Raw genomic sequence first — 17,668 nt, 5'->3', positions numbered from 1 at the left:
CGGGGTTTTTTCAGCCTTTCCGGCCGCTCCCGCGCGCTGGCATGGAATTTCAAGAATAACGGGTGCAAAGAAAATTTCGCCTAAAACATGCAGGAATTTCATGCCTTTAGGGAACGGGATGCCGCCGCGGTCGAGAAATGGGGTTTATCCCCGGGACGTTACTCTATAGAATCAATCGTGTTATTCGGTCCGCAGGGGGCAAAAATCGCTGAGTTCCCCGCGTTTATGCCGACCGATCCAGGAGGAATTTGGCTTAATCCATCAAGAGGAGACAGACATGATGAATGCCCTGCCGCCACTTCACAACGGCCACGCGCCGTTTACCCTCCAGCAGCTGTTTCGCGAAGCACTTTACGCCTTCGAGGAATGGGACAGCGAATTGACCGAACCGATCGTGACCCATGAAGGACGGGTCATCCCGATCAGCTTCGTTTTCGAAGCGATGCGCGAATGCACCGATATCGTGCCGATGAACATAGTCGGCGCTGTCACCGAGCGGCTGACCAAACCGTGGGAAGGTGAAGGTCCGCTCGATCAGATGACCTTCTCGACGGCGGCACGCGTCATGCGCGTGCTCGTACGCAAACGCCTCCTGGCCAATGGGACCGCGGACCTCGTCGCCGTCTCGGCGCATGCGGCCGAGGACCAGAGCCGCGACTGACCGAAAGGGATCGCGGCCAGAGCATGTTGCACCAAACTGTGCTGCGGTTTTCATAACGGCATGCTTGAGACAAAGACCTGAAGCGCAAGCGATCTGAAGGATCGCGATGTACTTTGGGGGCTGCGATCCTTTTCGGCTTCTTCGGAACCTCCCTCATTTCCGGCCGTTTACTGAATGATCCGAGTTTGCACCGAACTGGGAATTATCAGTTATTCAGCGCGTTACAGCGTGCTTGCGCGCCTGAAAGGCGCTGACGCTCGAATGCCGCAGTCACAGCCCGCGAGATGACGGGCGAGGAATAACGCCATGCTAAGATCCATCGTTCATGAAATCATCGGCACACCGCGACGTGAGCCGGAACTTCCACAATCGCTCGAGCAGTTTCGCGACAGCAAACGGGTGCTGATCATTTTCGCCGATGCGCTGGACGATCGCGCGGCAATCCAGGATGAATGGTTGCGGAACGCACATATGCGCCTCATCGAGGAAGAGGTCGAAGTCTTCATCATTGCCGGCGGCGGCGCTTTCTCGCTGTTCGACGACGGCTGGGAACTTGATGCGGACGATATTCGCGAACGGCTGCAGGGGCCGCCACACAGCGAGTTCGAGCTGATCCTGATCGGACGTGACGGCACAGTGAAGCTGCGCTCGAGCGAGCCGCGCACGGTGGAAGAAATTTTCGCCGCGCTGGACAAGCTGCCGAAGAAGGCATCGTGAATAGCTGCGGGCGACGTGCGCCCGCTCGTTCAAAGTTCGAAGGCTTCCTTGAGGCCGAGGCTCTTGCGTTCGCGTAGGTCGAGATCGGACTCGATGTGCGTGATGTGATGCAGCATCAGCTGGCAGGCGCGGTCGAGTTCGTTGTCTTCGATCGCCGAGATGATGTCGCCATGTTCGGAATGGCCGCAGCTCGAAGCCGTCGATTGGCCGTAGAGCGCGATGACGAGGGATGAGCGGGCGACGAGCTCCTCCATGAAACGCTGCATGATGGCATTGCCCGAGATTTCAGCCAACATCAGGTGGAAATCGCCGGATGCCTTGATCTCGGCGCGCCGCGCTGTCTGGCCACGCTCGCTCATCAGGCGGCCTTCTTCCTGCAAAAGCTCTCGCAGATTCCTGATGTCATCCGGCGTGATCCGCGCCGCCGCCTCACGCAATATGCCGGGCTCGACGAGACGCCGGGCGGAAAAGATCTGGCGGGCCTCATCAGGGGAGGGGTAGGCGACAAAGGCGCCGCGGTTCTTCTCCACCCTGACCAGGCCTTCATAAGAGAGCGCCTGCAGTGCCGCGCGGGCAAGCGTCCGGCTGACGTTGAAAAGATTGCCGACATCATTTTCGGAGAGCTTGGTGCCTGGGGAAAGCCTGCGCTCGACAATTGCCTCGCGAATGGCATCGCGGATCTGATGCGCGCCGGTTTCGGCGACTTCTTCGGCCTGCATGGCCTTTGCGGCGGATTTCATGAAAACTATTCCCTGATGGCGGGCAAACCATACCCGGCTTCGCGGCAAAAGTTAAACGGAATTTGTGATCGAAATCACGGTCGAATTGTATACGATTTTTTGCGCAAATTGCAGACGATAGCCTAAATGATGTGCAGACGATGTTTTGCCTACAAAAATGGCCTGCACGGGTTCTAGCGAGAAAACCGTGCTTTGCCAATGGTATAGCCTATTCCTGCGGCGATTGGCACGGCAGATGCATCATCTTTCCCGAACAGGGGAAGGCATGATGTCGAAAGCGGCAGAGATCGATATAGTATCCGTTTCGAAGGTCTACGGAACGACCACGGCCGTGCACGGGATCAGCCTGAAGATTCCGGCCGGTTCCTATTGCTGTTTCCTCGGCCCGTCGGGCTGCGGCAAGACATCGACGCTGCGCATGATCGCTGGCCACGAGAGCATTTCTTCAGGAGACATCAGGCTCGGCAAAACGGTCGTCACCGATCTTCCGCCAGCCAGGCGCGGCACGGCGATGATGTTCCAGTCCTATGCGCTCTTCCCGCATCTCGACCTGGTCGACAATGTCGCCTTCAGCCTGAAAATGAAGGGCGTCGATAAGGTGGAGCGCCGCGCCAAGGCGCTCGAGATGCTGAAGCTGATGCAGATGGAGCCGTATGCCAACAGGCGTCCGGCCCAGCTTTCCGGCGGGCAGCAGCAGCGCGTGGCGCTCGCCCGCGCGCTGATCACCGATCCGGAGGCGCTGCTGCTCGACGAGCCGCTGTCCGCGCTCGACCCCTTCCTGAAGATTCGCATGCGCGCCGAACTCAAGAAGCTGCAGAAATCGCTCGGCATCACCTTCGTCCACGTCACCCACAGCCAGGAAGAGGCGATGGCGCTCGCCGACGTGATGGTTATCATGAACGATGGCCGGATCGAGCAGGCGGCGGCGCCGCGCGAGGTTTTCGAGAAGCCGGCAACCGCCTTCGTCGCGCGGTTCATGGGCGATCACAATGTGCTCACAGGCAGGGTGACGTCGAGCGCGGACGGCGTGCTCGTCATGACCGTGCCGGAGGGGCAGAGCTTTTCGGTGCGCGGGACGGGCAGGGAAGTCGGCGAGCCGGTCGACATCGGCGTCCGCACCGACCGCGTGCGTCTGCAGGTGGCAACCGAGTGGACGCTCGGGTTCAACGGCATCGTCTCCAACATTGAATATCGCGGCTCCTCGGTGAAGATCACCGTTCTCGGCGCCGGCAGCGACGACTTCACCGTCATTTCAGACGACGAAGACTATTTCGCCCGGCCGGTGTCGGTCGGCGACGCCGTCTCGCTCAGCTGGGCGCTCGAGGATGCCGTGCTTCTTGGCCGCGCCTCCGCATGATCAATCAAGAACCATGAACTTCCACATCAAGAAAAGGGGAACTCACATGACGACTGAAACGACATCGACCAAGGCTGCGAAGGGTCTTTCCCGCCGCACGCTCTTGAAGACGGGTGCTGCCGCCGTCGGCGCCATCGCCGGCTCCGGCGCCATCACCGGCTTTCCCACTATCTGGGCGCAGACGAACATCACGCTTCGCCAGTTCGGCACCGGTGTTTCGAACATCAACGCCATCGCCGAGAAGTGCAAGGCCGACCTCGGCATCACTCTGGAAATGACGGCGACCGATTCCGACGCCGCCGCCCAGCGCGCCGTCACCCAGCCCGACAGCTACGACATCGCCGATATCGAATACTGGATCGCCAAGAAGGTGTATCCAACTGGCGTGCTGCAGCCGATGGACGTCAAGAAGCTCAAATATTACGACAAGATCGTGCCGCTCTTCATCAACGGCAAGATGAAGCCGGACAGCGTCATCGCCCAGGGCACGGCGCCGCATACTGTCGGCTTCGTCGAGGCGCAGGACGCCAAGAAGTTCGCCAAGGAGCCGACGCAGTGGATGACGATGGTTCCCACCATCTACAATGCCGACACGCTCGGCATTCGACCCGATCTCGTCGGCCGCGACATTACCAGCTGGGCCGACATCATGGATCCGAAGTTCAAGGGCAAGACTTCGATCCTCAATATCCCGTCGATCGGCATCATGGACGCGGCCATGATCATGGAAGCCATGGGCAACATCAAATATGCCGACAAGGGCAACATGACCAAGGAAGAGATCGACAAGACGATCGAATTCCTCATCAAGGCCAAGGGCGACGGCCAGTTCCGCGCCTTCTGGAAGAGCTTCGACGAGTCGGTCAATCTGATGGCTTCGGGCGAGGTCGTCATCCAGTCGATGTGGTCGCCAGCTGTCGCGGCCGTCCGCTCCAAGGGCATCGCCTGCAAATATCAGCCGCTCAAGGAAGGCTATCGCGCATGGGGTGGCGGCCTCGGCCTTGCCGCGCATCTCAAGGGCGCGCAGCTCGACGCGGCCTACGAATATATCAACTGGTATACGTCGGGCTGGGTCGGCGGCTACCTCAATCGCCAGGGCTACTATTCCGCCTGCATGGAAACCGCCAAGAACTTCATGACGGCAGACGAATGGGGTTACTGGATCGAAGGCAAGCCGGCACAGGGCGATATCCTCTCTCCGGAAGGCAAGGTCATGGAGAAAGCCGGTGCGGTGCGCGACGGCGGCTCCTTCGAAGCCCGCATGGGCGCCGTCGCCTGCTGGAACTCGGTCATGGACGAGGACCGCTACATGGTCCGCCGCTGGAACGAGTTCATCGCGGCGTAACGCAGGCCGGCGTCTGCCGCTTTTCCCTCCCCAACCCTCCCACAAGGGGGACGGAGTTCGGAGGCGGTGCGAGCTGTCTTTCGCTGATGCTCAAGACGTCGCCTCGCTCCGCCCCCTCATCCGCCCTTTGGGCATCTACCGGGGCGAGCCGCGGGTCTCGTCCGTCCTTCCGACCCCCGCTGGGGAGAAGGGGGAGCTTGCCGCTGGGCAGATAACAAAGAGCAAGGTTCGCGGTGGCCGAGGCGCTGCCGCGAATCTCTTCTTCCCAGCGGGGTCCGAAGGGACGGGTCGAGACCGGCGGCTCGGCCCAGGCAAGGGTGCCGGCAGGCGGAAGAGGGGGGCGGTACGCGCCCTCCGTCACTATCCCGGTCAACGAGATAACGGAGAATAGATGATGGCGACGATCGTTTCAGAGCAGACGGATCAGGCTTCGCAGCCTAGGCGTGGCCGCGTCTTGCGCCTCTCCCCCTCAGCCATCTCCTATCTCCAGGCGACGCCGCTGATCGCCATCCTAGGCTTCTTCTTCCTGCTGCCGATCGCCATGATCGCTGTCGTCAGTTTCTGGGATTACGATTTCGCCGGTCTCTATCCCGATTTCCTCACCATGAACTACACCGATACGCTCGGTTCATGGGTGACATGGAAGACCTATCTCAACACGCTGAAATTCACCGCCATCGTCTGGGCGCTGACGCTCGTCATCGGATTCTGGGTCGCCTATTTCCTGGCCTTCCACATCCGCAGGACCTCGACGCAGATGATCCTCTTCCTCATTTGCACCGTGCCCTTCATGACGTCGAACATCATTCGAATGATCTCCTGGATCCCAGTGCTCGGACGCAACGGCCTGGTCAATTCGGCGCTGATCGAGATGGGCGTCATTCCGCAGCCGATCGAGTGGCTGCTCTATTCCGATTTCGCCGTCGTGCTCGCCATGGTGCACCTGTACACGCTGTTCATGGTGACGCCGATCTTCAATACGCTGATGCGCATCGACCGGTCGCTGTTCGAGGCGGCCCGCGATGCCGGCGCATCCGGCTGGCAGGTGCTCTGGAACGTGATCATTCCGCTTGCCAAGCCCGGCATGGCAATCGGCACGATCTTCGTCGTCACGCTCGTGATGGCCGACTTTTCAACCGTGCAGGTGATGTCCGGCGGCCAGAGCGCCTCGGTGGCACTGATGATGAAGAACCAGATGTCGCTGTTGCAATATCCGGCCGCCGCCGCCAATGCCGTGGTGCTGCTTGCCGTCGTGCTGCTGATGGTCGCCGCCATCCTGCGTGTCGTCGACATCCGCAAGGAGCTTTGAGATGAACCACGAAAAGCGCGGCCTCCAATTCTACCTGCTGGCGATCTTCTTCGCCGTCTTCGTGCTCTTCCTCTACGGCCCCCTCTCGGCGATCCTGATCCTCTCTTTCCAGGGGCCGGACGGCGGCCTGACCTTCCCGATGAACGGCGTTTCCACCCACTGGTTCTTCAACCTGTTCGAGAAGCAGGCGGTCGGTGATTTCGGCGCCTCATTCAGGCGCTCCTTCACCCTCGGGCTGATGGTGATGGTGGTGACCGTCGTCGTATCGCTGCTTGCCGGCCTTTCCTTCCGCCGCCGGTTCCGCGGCTCAACCGCCTTGTTTTACGCCACGGTCGCCAGCCTCGTCGTTCCCTCGATCATCATCTCGCTCGGCATCGGCGTCGTCTTCCAGGAGGGCGGGCTGAAGCCCGCCTGGTATTCCTCGGCCTTCGGCGCCCATCTGACCTGGACGCTGCCCTTCGGCGTGCTGATCATGTTTGCCGTCTTCAACCGCTTCTCCCCGGCCTATGAAGAGGCGGCGCGCGACCTTGGGGCCACGTCCTGGCAGACGTTCCGCCACGTGGTGCTGCCGATGATTGCGCCGAGCCTGATCGGCGTTGGTCTGTTCGGCTTCACGCTTTCCTATGACGAATTCGCCCGCACGCTAATGACGTCGGGCACCTACAATACGTTGCCGCTAGAAATCTACGGCATGACGACCAATGTCACGACGCCGGTGCTCTACGCGCTCGGCACGGTGACGACGCTATTTTCCTTCACCATCATTCTCATCGCGCTCGGCATCATGATGATGCTGGGGCGATGGCAGGCAAAGATAGACTGACATGCGCATCCTCATCGTTAATCCGAATACGACGGCCTCCATGACCGCGAAGGCTGCCGCCGCCGCGCGCGCGGTGGCTGCATCCGGCACGGAGATCATCGACGCTACCTCAAGCATGGGGCCTGTCTCCATCGAGGGACATTACGACGGGGCCTTGGCGATCCCCGGCCTGCTTTTCGAACTCAAGGAGCGGCAGGCGGCGGGTTATGACGCGGCTGTGATCGCCTGTTTCGACGATACCGGCCTCGAGGCGGCGCGAAGCTTCGCCGATGTGCCGATCCTCGGGCTTTGTGAATCGGCCATCGCGACAGCGGGCTTCCTCGCGCAGCGTTTCACCGTGGTGACGACGCTGGAGCGGTCGCGGGTGCTGATCGACAATCTCGTGCGCCGCTACGGTATGGGCGAGCGCGCCAAGGTGCGCGCCTCCGACATTCCGGTGCTGGAGCTAGAGGATGCGGCCTCGGGCGCAATCGGCAAGCTCAGGGCCGAGATCGAGCGGGCGCTTGCCGAAGACGGCGCCGAGGCGATTGTGCTCGGCTGCGCCGGCATGACCGATCTTGCGCGCCAACTGCACGATATCTACGGCGTGCCCGTCATTGACGGTGTGGCGGCGGCCGTCAAGCAGGCCGAGGCGCTGGTGTCGCTTGGGCTTTCCACCAGCAAGCGCGGCTCCTATGCCTCGCCGCTGCCAAAACCCTTCACCGGCGCGATGAGCGGTTTTTCGCCGGTGTCGAGGATCGGCTGAACCATGGCCGTTTCCTTCGATTTCAAGCAGCTTTCGGAGCGCGAACGCTACAAGCTGATGATCGGCACGATCATCCCGCGGCCGATCGCGCTGGTGACGACGGTCGACGAACACGGCCGGATCAATGCGGCGCCCTTCAGCTTCTTCAATTGCCTGTCGGCCGATCCGCCGATCCTGGCGATCGGCGTCGAGAACAATGCCGACATGTCGTTTAAGGATACCGGCCACAATATCCGCATGACCGAGGTCTTCACGGTCAACATCGTCTCCCTGGCGATCGCCGAGGCAATGCATGTCTGCGGCGCTAAATATCCGCGCGGCGTCGACGAACTGAAGGAGGCGGGCCTGACAGCGGTCCCGGGCGCGAAGGTGGCGTCGCCCTTCATCGCCGAGGCGCCGGCCGCCTTCGAATGCAGGCGGCATGTGACGCTGGAGCTCGGCCGCTCACGGCAGATCGTCATGGGCGAGATCGTCTATGCGCATTACCGCGAGGGCGTCGTCGATACCGAGAGGCTACATGTCGATCCGGCGGCGGTCGATGCCATTGCGAGGCTCGGCGGCGATATCTGCGCTACCATCCGCGACCGCTTCGAGATGCTGACGCCGAAGCTCTGAGATCGACGGTAGCGCCAAGTTTTTGCTTTACTTTTCCGCATTCGGCGAGAATGGTCTGCAGCGGATCACGCGGCAGAGGAGGCCTATCCATGACAATCGAAGACGATCTCAGCCGGATCGCAGAGCAGGAACAGGCGCTGAGCTTCGACGCCTTCGATCTCACCACGGCATGGCAGCTCGGCAAGCTCCTGCAGGAACTCGGCACGGAGCGCGGCCTCGGCATTGCGATCGACGTAACCCTGCATTCGATGCCGGTCTTTTATGCCGCGCTTCCCGGCGTCACGCCCGACAACGTCAATTGGGTCAGGCGCAAGCGCAACATGGTGCTCCGTTATTTCCGCAGCAGCTATGCTTCCGGGCTGAAACTCAGGAAGGACGGCAAGACGGTCGAGGACAATGGCCTCGACGGCGCCGATTACGCGCCGCATGGCGGCAGTTTTCCGATCAACGTCAAAGGCACGGGCTGCATCGGCGCGGTCACCGTCTCCGGCCTGCCGCAGCGCGACGATCACAATCTCGTCGTCGAGGCCCTCGCGCTGATGCTGGCGAAGGATCTCGATACGCTGCGTCTCTCTGCGCTGTGACGCGGCCGCATCTGCCGGCCCCTGAAACAGCCGTCAGAGCCTGCCGCCGGCCTCGGCGATGCCTTTCGTCAGGCTGCCCGTTGCCGGGAAGAGTGGAATGAGACACGCCTGCAATGCATGATAAATGTCGCCCTTGCCAGGGAAGAGCGAGTGCGAGGGAACGAGGTCTTCCGTCAGTTCCTCATGCCAGCCGCCATTCCGATGGTCGATGAAGGCGCGTTCGATCACGTTCCAGATCTTGCGGTAGCTTTCCTCGTGGAAATCGCTCGGCAGATGCTCGTTGAGGAAATGCGCGGCAGCCGCACCCTCGCAGGCCGGCCACCACAGCTTGTTGCGCTTGGCCGGCCTGTCGTCCCAATCGAGCGTATAGAAGAAGCCGCCCTTGTCATTGTCCCAACCGAGCGCCATCGACTGGGCGAAAAGCGCCTTGGCCGCATCCGGCATCCATTCGATTTGCTTGCCGCCGAGCGCCCAGAGCTGCAGGATGAGGCGGGCCCATTCCAGCCAGTGGCCGGGTGTCGTGCCGGCCGGACGGAACATTTCATTCGGATGGTAGTAATCCTTATCGAGGTTCCATTCGGCATCGAAGTGCTCGGCGACGCGCCAGTCGACCGAACCGGCCGCACGGCGGATGACGAGATCGGCGATGCTTTCGGCCTTGGTGAGGTAATCCCTGTCGCCGGTGGCTTCGAAGGCCGCCATCAGCGCCTCTGTCAGGTGCATGTTGGAATTCTGGCCGCGATAGGCGCCGCCGTCGAGCGGCTGCCAGTCAGCGGCGAATTCCTCGGCGATCGCGCCGTGACGCGGTTCCCAGAACCTGGTGTTCAGGATTTCGGTGATATCGGCCAGCATGCCGTCGGCAAGCGGATGGCCGATCGTCTTTGCCGAAGAGGCGGCGAGCAGGACGAAAGCGTGGCCATAGCCCTGCTTGTTGGAATCGACCGGGCCGTTATTGTCGAGCGACCAGAAATAGCCGCCGTTCTTGCGGTCGCGATGGTGGTTCCAGAGATAATTCATGCCGTGGTCGACGACGTCGAAGGCGCCGGGACGGCCGAGCAGGGCACCGATCGAGAAGCAATGGACCGCGCGAGCCGCGATATGGATGCCGCGCACTTGGCCGTCGGCGTCGAGCGGACTTCCGGTGTCGTCAAGATCGTAGAAGCCGCCCCTGGGATTGATCGAATTGTGCTGGAAGAAATCGAAGAGGCCGTTTGCCTGGTTCAGCAGCCAGCCGCGATGGTAGTCGCGGCTTGCCCAGTTTCCAAGCGTGCCGTTGCCGGTTGCGGGTGCCATGATACTCCTCCGATTTCGTACACAAGCGTCGCAAAGGCCTATATAGAGCTCCAGCGAGCCTGTCATCGGCGAAGCTTCGCAAAGCACGAAATCGATAGCCATATATTGACATAAAGATATCTTTATGTGATCTGGAAGTCTGGTCTTACGACGTCAAGGAGCCCTCCCGTGTTTGACAATCTCTTTGGTCCGGAAACGGGCAAGCGTGACGGCAGTGAAGTTTTCGCCGCTTTGAAAAAAGCCGCGAGCGAGCGCATCCTCATTCTCGACGGCGCCATGGGCACGCAGATCCAGGGCCTCGGCTATGACGAAGACCAGTTCCGGGGAACCCGCTTCATCGGGTGCGCCTGCCACCAGAAAGGCAATAACGACCTTCTGATCCTGACCCAGCCGGACGCGCTCGAGGAGATCCATTACAAATACGCCAAGGCCGGCGCCGATATCCTCGAGACCAACACCTTCTCCTCGACCCGCATCGCTCAGGCCGATTACCAGATGGAAGGCGAGGTCTATGCGCTGAACAAGGAAGGTGCGGAGATCGTGCGGCGGGCGGCGATCCGCGCCGAACGCGAGGACGGCCGCCGCCGCTTCGTCGCCGGCGCCATCGGGCCGACCAACCGCACCGCCTCGATCTCGCCCGACGTCAACAATCCCGGTTTCCGCGCCGTCACCTTCGACGATCTCAGGGAAGCCTACGGCGAGCAGATCGACGGGCTGATCGACGGCGGCGCCGACATCATCCTCATCGAGACGATCTTTGACACGCTGAACGCCAAGGCGGCGATCTTTGCCTGCGAGGAGCGCTTCGCTGCCAAGGGTGTGCGCCTGCCGGTGATGATCTCCGGCACGATCACCGACCTTTCCGGCCGCACGCTCTCCGGCCAGACGCCCTCGGCCTTCTGGAATTCGGTGCGCCACGCCAACCCCTTCACGATCGGCCTCAACTGCGCGCTCGGCGCCAATGCGATGCGCCCGCACCTGCAGGAGCTTTCGGGCGTCGCCGATACCTTCATCTGCGCCTATCCGAATGCCGGCCTGCCGAACGAGTTCGGCCAATACGACGAAACACCGGAACTGATGGCCGCGCAGATCGACAGCTTCGCCCGCGAAGGCCTGGTCAACATCGTCGGCGGCTGCTGCGGCTCGACGCCGGAGCATATCCGGGCGATCGCCGAGACCGTGGCGAAATACAAGCCGCGGCCGATCCCCGAGCATCGCCCCTTCATGTCGCTGTCCGGCCTCGAACCCTTCGAACTCACCAAGGACATTCCCTTCGTCAATGTCGGCGAGCGCACCAATGTCACCGGGTCGGCGAAGTTCCGCAAGCTGATCACCAACGCCGACTACACGGCGGCACTCGATGTCGCCCGCGATCAGGTCGAGAATGGCGCGCAGGTGATCGACATCAACATGGACGAGGGTCTGATCGATTCCGAAAAGGCGATGGTCGAATTCCTCAACCTGATCGCCGCCGAGCCCGACATCGCCCGCGTGCCCGTGATGATCGATTCGTCGAAGTTCTCGATCATCGAGTCCGGCCTGAAGCGCGTGCAGGGCAAGCCGATCGTCAACTCGATCTCGCTCAAGGAGGGCGAGGAGAATTTCCTCGCCCAGGCGCGGCTCCTGCGCAATTATGGCGCCGCCGTCGTCGTCATGGCCTTCGACGAGACGGGGCAGGCGGACAATTACGACCGCAAGGTCGAGATCTGCACGCGCGCCTACAAGCTGTTGACCGAAAAGATCGGTTTCCCGCCCGAGGACATCATCTTCGACCCGAACATCTTCGCGGTCGCGACCGGCATCGAAGAGCACAATAATTACGGCGTCGACTTCATCGAGGCGACGCGGACGATCCGTGAGCGCATGCCGCTCGTGCATATCTCCGGCGGCGTCTCCAACCTGTCCTTCTCGTTCCGCGGCAATGAGCCGGTGCGCGAGGCGATGCATGCCGTGTTCCTCTACCACGCTATCCAGGCGGGCATGGACATGGGCATCGTCAATGCCGGCCAGCTCGCCGTCTACGACAATATCGATCCCGAGCTTCGCGAGGCCTGCGAGGACGTGGTGCTGAATCGCCGTCCAGACGCGACCGAGCGGCTGCTCGAAGTGGCCGAGCGTTTCCGCAGCGCCGGCGCCAGGGAGGGCCGCGTTCAGGATCTCTCCTGGCGCGAATGGAGCGTCGAGAAGCGCCTCGAGCACGCGCTGGTCAACGGCATCACCGAATATATCGAAGCCGATACCGAGGAGGCGCGCCAGCAGGCCGCCCGGCCGCTGCACGTGATCGAAGGGCCGCTGATGGCCGGCATGAACGTCGTCGGCGACCTGTTCGGCTCGGGCAAGATGTTCCTGCCGCAGGTGGTGAAATCCGCTCGCGTCATGAAGCAGGCCGTTGCCGTCCTGCTGCCCTATATGGAAGAGGAAAAGCGCCTCAATGGCGGCGATGACCGGCAGTCCGCAGGCAAGATCCTGATGGCGACCGTCAAGGGCGACGTGCACGATATCGGCAAGAACATCGTCGGCGTCGTGCTTGCCTGCAACAATTACGAGATCGTCGACCTCGGCGTCATGGTGCCGGCGACGAAGATCCTTGAAACGGCGATCGCCGAGAAGGTCGACATCATCGGTCTCTCCGGCCTGATCACGCCGTCGCTCGACGAGATGGTGCATGTCGCGGCCGAGATGGAGCGGCAGGGCTTCGAAATCCCGCTCCTGATCGGCGGCGCCACCACCAGCCGCGTGCATACGGCCGTGAAGATCCATCCCGGCTACAACAAGGGGCAGGCCATCTACGTCACCGATGCGAGCCGCGCCGTCGGCGTCGTGTCGGCGCTGCTCTCGCCGGAGACGCGGCAGTCCTATGTCGACGATATAAGAGCCGAATATGCCAAGGTGGCGGCCGCGCATGCCCGCAGCGAGGCGGAGAAGGTGCGCCTGCCGTTGTCGCGCGCACGCGAGAATGCGCACAAGATCGACTGGCCGGCCTACAAGCCGACGAAGCCTGAGTTCTTTGGCACGCGGGTGTTCGAGGATTACGATCTGGCGGAGCTTGCCAGATACATCGACTGGACGCCGTTCTTCCAGACCTGGGAACTGCGGGGCCGTTTCCCCGCCATTCTCGAAGACGAGAAGCAGGGCGAGGCGGCGCGTGCGCTCTGGGCCGATGCCCAGGCGATGCTCAAGAAGATCATCGACGAGAAGTGGTTCCGCCCGCGCGCCGTTATCGGCTTCTGGCCGGCGGGCGCCGTCGGCGACGATATCCGCCTGTTTACGGACGAAAGCCGCAGCAAGGAACTTGCCACTTTCTACACGCTTCGCCAGCAGCTGTCGAAGCGGGACGGGCGGGCGAACGTGGCGCTGTCCGACTTTGTCGCACCTGTCACAAGCGGCGTGCAGGACTATGTCGGCGGCTTCGTGGTGACGGCCGGCATCGAGGAAATCGCCATCGCCGAACGTTTCGAACGGTCGAACGACGACTATTCCTCGATCCTCGTCAAGGCGCTGGCCGACCGCTTCGCCGAAGCGTTCGCCGAACGCATGCATGAGCAGGTGCGACGTGAATATTGGGGCTATGCGAGGGATGAGCAGCTCAGCAACGAAGATCTGATCGGCGAAGCCTATGCCGGCATCCGCCCGGCGCCCGGCTACCCGGCTCAGCCTGACCACACCGAGAAGAAGACGCTGTTCAAGCTGCTCGATGCGGAACACACAGCGGGCGTGAAGCTGACGGAAAGCTATGCGATGTGGCCCGGCTCATCCGTTTCCGGCCTCTATATCGGCCACCCCGACTCCTATTATTTCGGCGTGGCCAAGGTGGAGCGCGATCAGGTGGATGACTATGCCAAGCGCAAGGGCATGGAGGTTTCCGAGGTCGAGCGCTGGCTCGGGCCGGTGCTGAATTACGTGCCGCGAAAGGCGGACGAGGAGATTGAGGACGCCGCCTAGGGTCGCTGTCGTCCTTAATGCAACGAATCAAGAGACATTGAAGCCGGAAAGAGATTCACTTTCCGGCTTCATGTTTTTGATATTGCTATATTTTATGCGCTGGGCCTACGCCGCCCCGATCGTCAGTTCCGCGACAAAATCATAAGCGTCACCGCGATAGAGCGAGCGGGTGAATTCCACGGCGCGGCCGGAGCCGAGATAGGAGATACGCTCGATCGACAGGCCGGCCGCGCCCAAGGGGACGCCGAGAAGCTGGGCGTCGGCTTCTTTCATATTGGTTGCGGAGATACGCTGAACGGCGCGCACCGGACGAACCTGGCGGCGTTCGAGTTCGGCGTAGAGCGAAGTGGTGACGATGGAGGGATCCGGCAGGAATTCGCCGGAGACGCTGGCGTTCTCGATCGCTAGTGGCTGGTCGTCGGCGATACGCAGGCGCGAGAGGCGCGAAACCTTTACGTCGGCGGCGAGGCCGAGGATCATCATTTCGTCGGGTGAGGGGGTGTGAATGCCCTTGTGCAGCCATTCGGAGCGGGAGGACATGCCTCGGCGCGCCATATCCTCGGTGAAGGAGGTGAGCTGCGACAGCCGCTGCTCGACTTTGGAGACCGGCTTGGCGACAAAGGTGCCGGAGCCGTGGCGACGCACCAGCAGACCGTCGGCGACGAGCTCGTCGATCGCCTTGCGGACGGTGACGCGGCTGACGGCGGCAAATTCGGCGATGTCGCGCTCTGGCGGCAGCGCATCGCCGTGGCCGAGCGTGCCGGTGCGCACGGCTTCTTCGAGTGTGCGGCGCAGCTTCACATAGAGGGGGCCTGTGCCGGCCGCCTGCAGGCGCTGCAGGGACAGGAGGGTGGCGAGGTCGTCGGTCATGCCGCACCGCTCTGCTGATCATTCAGGAGCTTGACAGCAAGTTCCACCGCGCCCTGCAACGCATCGTTCTTCGGCTTGGCGAGCAGCGGCTTGTAGCGTTCCGAAAGCCAGGGCTCATAAGCTTCCGCAAGGCCGCCGAGCAGGCAGATGGACGGGCATTCCGGCCAGAGGAGAGCATCGAGGCTTTCGCCGATCGCCGTTGCGGCATTCCTGACGATGTCGACCGCAACGGCATCGCCCTCGGCAGCATGTCTGAAGACCATAGGCGCGTAACGGGCGAAATCCGTCGGCCGTGCCGTATGGGCGAAGTTGACGATCCGCTCCGGATCGTCCCCGTATTCGGCCATGACCGCTTCTGTGACCGGCGATGCCGGGCGCACTCTGTCATGGGCGAGCAGCGACCGTTCCATGAGGTCGCGGCCCAGGCGGGCGCCGCTTGCCTGGTCGCCGACGATGAAGCCCCAGCCGCCGATGCCGTTCATACTGCCGCCCCTACGCGCATTATAAACCGAGCCGGTGCCGAAGGCGCCAACGATGCCGTCGGCATCGCCGAGCGCGCCCTGCAGGGAGATCAGGGCATCGGTGACGACACGGCCTTCGGCAAAGGGCAGGGCTCTTTCGATTCGTTGGCCGTAGTCCATGACATTGGCGCCCGCGACGCCGACGACCGATACGACGGAGGTCACCACTTCGGCGTCGAGACCGGCGTCGCTGAGCGCTTGCCGGGCGGATTCGACGATGTTGACAAGAGCGTTCTCCAAGTCGGACAGGATGTTGGCAGGACCTGCCTTGCCGCGGCCGAGAATGTTGCCGTCTTTATCCGCGACTGCTGCCCGGCAGCTCGTTCCGCCGCCGTCTATGCCGATTGCAAGCTCCGTCATCGTGCCTCCGATACGCCGTTCCCCTTGGTTTTTCTTACAATACCAAAAAAATACCATTTACCAAGTAGGAATGACGGCATAAACCGATCTTTTTAATCTGCTGATTTTATTGAATAAAATTTTTAAATGAGTTTTTGAAAGCCAAAAGGTTAAAATTCGGCTAGACAATTGGTATTTTTTTGGACTTAATTCGGTAAAAGGGAACAGCAGTTCGAAGCCCGCGAAAACCGGCAGTAAAGCTAAGCCGGGCCGCTTCGAGGATGATCAAGGAATGGCGTGTCGGCTTGCCAAGCCGATGGCGAATTCAGGGGTCTATCGGCTTTCCCACTTCATTCGCCGCGCCCGGCCAGCACGCCAGGGGCGCAGTCAGACCGCAGGCGATCCCGCTTTCGGTCCGTCGAGCTTTCGGGGCCGGCAGTCGCTGGCGGCCCTCCAAGGGGCATTGGGTGTTTCCTCAGACGCGCCAATTGCTTGTTTCAGATCAAAACGGCGCCTTCCGGTGCTAAAAACAGGAGAGGGAAATGAAAAACACTGCTCTGAAAAGTCTGCTGCTTGCCTCAAGCCTGCTGAGCTCGGCAGGTCTCGTCCATGCCGCCGACGTCACGCTGACGATCGAAAGCTGGCGTAACGATGACCTGCAGATCTGGCAGGAGAAGATCATTCCGGCTTTCGAAGCCAAGAACCCGGGCATCAAGATCGTCTTCTCGCCGACCGCGCCTACCGAATACAACGCTTCGCTGAACGCCAAGCTCGACGCGGGCTCCGCAGGCGACATCATCACTTGCCGTCCGTTCGACGCCTCGCTCGAACTCTTCAACAAAAAGCAGCTCGTCGACATCACCAGCCTGCCGGGCATGGAGAATTTCTCGCCGGTCGCGAAGGCCGCCTGGACGACCGACGACGGAAAGTCGACCTTCTGCGTGCCGATGGCCTCGGTCATTCACGGTTTCATCTACAACAAGGATGCCTTCGACAAGCTCGGCATCTCCGTGCCGAAGACGCAGGACGAATTCTATGCTGCGCTCGACAAGATCAAGGCTGATGGCACCTATATCCCGCTTGCCATGGGCACGAAGGACCTCTGGGAAGCCGCAACCATGGGCTACCAGAATATCGGGCCGAATTACTGGAAGGGTGAAGAGGGGCGCGAAGCCCTGATTTCAGGCAAGCAGAAGCTGACCGATCCCGAATGGGTCAAGCCCTATGAAGAGCTTGCCAAGTGGAAACCCTATCTCGGCGACGGTTTCGAAGCCCAGACCTATTCGGACAGCCAGAACCTCTTCACGCTCGGCCGCGCCGCGATCTATCCGGCCGGCTCCTGGGAGATCGCGCTCTTCAACACGCAGGCGCAGTTCAAGATGGGCGCCTTCCCGCCGCCGGTTCCGAAAGCCGGCGATCAGGGGTACATTTCCGACCATCCTGACATCGGCGTCGCCTTGAACGCGAAGAGCACGCATCCCGAGGAAGCCAAAAAGTTTCTGAGCTGGGTGGCTTCGCCCGAATTCGCCGATATTTATGCGAACGCGCTGCCGGGCTTCTTCAGCCTGAACTCCAACCCGGTGAAGATGTCCGATCCGCTCGCTCAGGAGTTCGTCTCCTGGCGCGGCCCTTACAAGTCGACCGTGCGTTCGACCTACCAGATCCTGTCGCGCGGCACGCCGAACCTCGAAAACGAGACCTGGGTGGAATCGGCCAACGTGATCAACGGCACGGATACGCCACAGGTCGCTGCCGAGAAGCTGCAGAAGGGCCTCGACAGCTGGTACAAGCCGGCCAAGTGATGTGA

General features: G+C 61.6%; 15 protein-coding genes. 11 read left to right on the top strand and 4 right to left on the bottom strand.

The features are described from left to right. The first annotated feature begins 277 nt into the window (after window positions 1-277). Window positions 278-661 carry a BRA0787 family protein gene (locus J2J98_RS14710; protein WP_038690240.1) on the top strand — a complete coding sequence of 128 codons (384 nt, stop codon included), beginning with the start codon at window positions 278-280 and terminating at the stop codon, window positions 659-661. A 306-nt stretch (window positions 662-967) separates the two neighbouring features. Beyond that, window positions 968-1,378: a DUF4174 domain-containing protein gene (locus J2J98_RS14705; protein WP_064705653.1), complete on the top strand. Its 411-nt coding sequence runs from the start codon at window positions 968-970 to the stop codon at window positions 1,376-1,378. A 29-nt stretch (window positions 1,379-1,407) separates the two neighbouring features. Here the strand turns inward: J2J98_RS14705 and J2J98_RS14700 are convergent, their stop codons facing one another. Further along, the gene (locus J2J98_RS14700) at window positions 1,408-2,118 is read right to left on the bottom strand and encodes a GntR family transcriptional regulator (RefSeq protein WP_064711512.1); all 711 of its coding nucleotides are present in this window, start codon (window positions 2,116-2,118) and stop codon (window positions 1,408-1,410) included. A gap of 268 nt (window positions 2,119-2,386) precedes the next feature. Here J2J98_RS14700 and J2J98_RS14695 point away from each other — a divergent pair, with 268 nt between their 5' ends. From J2J98_RS14695 to J2J98_RS14665, 7 genes are all read left to right on the top strand, one after another. Next, window positions 2,387-3,475: an ABC transporter ATP-binding protein gene (locus J2J98_RS14695; protein WP_207603139.1), complete on the top strand. Its 1,089-nt coding sequence runs from the start codon at window positions 2,387-2,389 to the stop codon at window positions 3,473-3,475. A 46-nt stretch (window positions 3,476-3,521) separates the two neighbouring features. Further along, complete coding sequence (locus tag J2J98_RS14690; protein WP_064705650.1) at window positions 3,522-4,820, top strand: ABC transporter substrate-binding protein; 1,299 nt, start codon at window positions 3,522-3,524, stop codon at window positions 4,818-4,820. Window positions 4,821-5,214: 394 nt separating this feature from the next. Further along, window positions 5,215-6,129: an ABC transporter permease gene (locus J2J98_RS14685; RefSeq protein ID WP_207603138.1), complete on the top strand. Its 915-nt coding sequence runs from the start codon at window positions 5,215-5,217 to the stop codon at window positions 6,127-6,129. Window position 6,130: 1 nt separating this feature from the next. Further along, entirely contained in the window at window positions 6,131-6,952 is an 822-nt protein-coding gene (locus J2J98_RS14680) for an ABC transporter permease (RefSeq protein WP_207601438.1), read from the top strand. Window position 6,953: 1 nt separating this feature from the next. Next, window positions 6,954-7,697 carry an aspartate/glutamate racemase family protein gene (locus J2J98_RS14675; RefSeq protein ID WP_207601437.1) on the top strand — a complete coding sequence of 248 codons (744 nt, stop codon included), beginning with the start codon at window positions 6,954-6,956 and terminating at the stop codon, window positions 7,695-7,697. Between the two features lie 3 nt (window positions 7,698-7,700). Beyond that, window positions 7,701-8,312: a flavin reductase family protein gene (locus J2J98_RS14670; protein WP_064711515.1), complete on the top strand. Its 612-nt coding sequence runs from the start codon at window positions 7,701-7,703 to the stop codon at window positions 8,310-8,312. A gap of 89 nt (window positions 8,313-8,401) precedes the next feature. After that, the gene (locus J2J98_RS14665) at window positions 8,402-8,896 is read left to right on the top strand and encodes a heme-degrading domain-containing protein (protein ID WP_207601436.1); all 495 of its coding nucleotides are present in this window, start codon (window positions 8,402-8,404) and stop codon (window positions 8,894-8,896) included. Window positions 8,897-8,929: 33 nt separating this feature from the next. On the opposite strand, the gene J2J98_RS14660 is transcribed toward J2J98_RS14665, so the two are convergent. Beyond that, window positions 8,930-10,189 (bottom strand): AGE family epimerase/isomerase, encoded by a 1,260-nt coding sequence (locus J2J98_RS14660; RefSeq protein ID WP_207601435.1) that lies wholly within the window; start codon window positions 10,187-10,189, stop codon window positions 8,930-8,932. Window positions 10,190-10,357: 168 nt separating this feature from the next. Between J2J98_RS14660 and metH the strand changes: the two genes are divergently transcribed. Beyond that, window positions 10,358-14,131 carry a methionine synthase gene (gene metH / locus J2J98_RS14655; RefSeq protein ID WP_064711518.1) on the top strand — a complete coding sequence of 1,258 codons (3,774 nt, stop codon included), beginning with the start codon at window positions 10,358-10,360 and terminating at the stop codon, window positions 14,129-14,131. Between the two features lie 105 nt (window positions 14,132-14,236). Here the strand turns inward: metH and J2J98_RS14650 are convergent, their stop codons facing one another. Next, on the bottom strand, window positions 14,237-15,001 hold the full coding sequence (locus J2J98_RS14650; protein ID WP_064705643.1) for a GntR family transcriptional regulator: 765 nt from the start codon (window positions 14,999-15,001) through the stop codon (window positions 14,237-14,239). Continuing rightward, complete coding sequence (locus tag J2J98_RS14645) at window positions 14,998-15,882, bottom strand: glucosamine kinase nucleotide-binding domain-containing protein (protein WP_064705642.1); 885 nt, start codon at window positions 15,880-15,882, stop codon at window positions 14,998-15,000. Before J2J98_RS14645 ends, J2J98_RS14650 begins: the two co-directional genes overlap by 4 nt. Before the next feature lie 521 nt (window positions 15,883-16,403). Between J2J98_RS14645 and J2J98_RS14640 the strand changes: the two genes are divergently transcribed. Further along, window positions 16,404-17,663, top strand: a complete 1,260-nt coding sequence (locus J2J98_RS14640; protein ID WP_064705641.1) for an ABC transporter substrate-binding protein — start codon at window positions 16,404-16,406, stop codon at window positions 17,661-17,663. Window positions 17,664-17,668: the final 5 nt, after the last annotated feature.

This window comes from Rhizobium bangladeshense (genome assembly GCF_017357245.1).
GTDB lineage: Bacteria > Pseudomonadota > Alphaproteobacteria > Rhizobiales > Rhizobiaceae > Rhizobium > Rhizobium bangladeshense.
The sequence above is the reverse complement of the archived record's forward strand: the minus strand, read 5'-3'. Positions and strand labels throughout refer to the sequence as shown.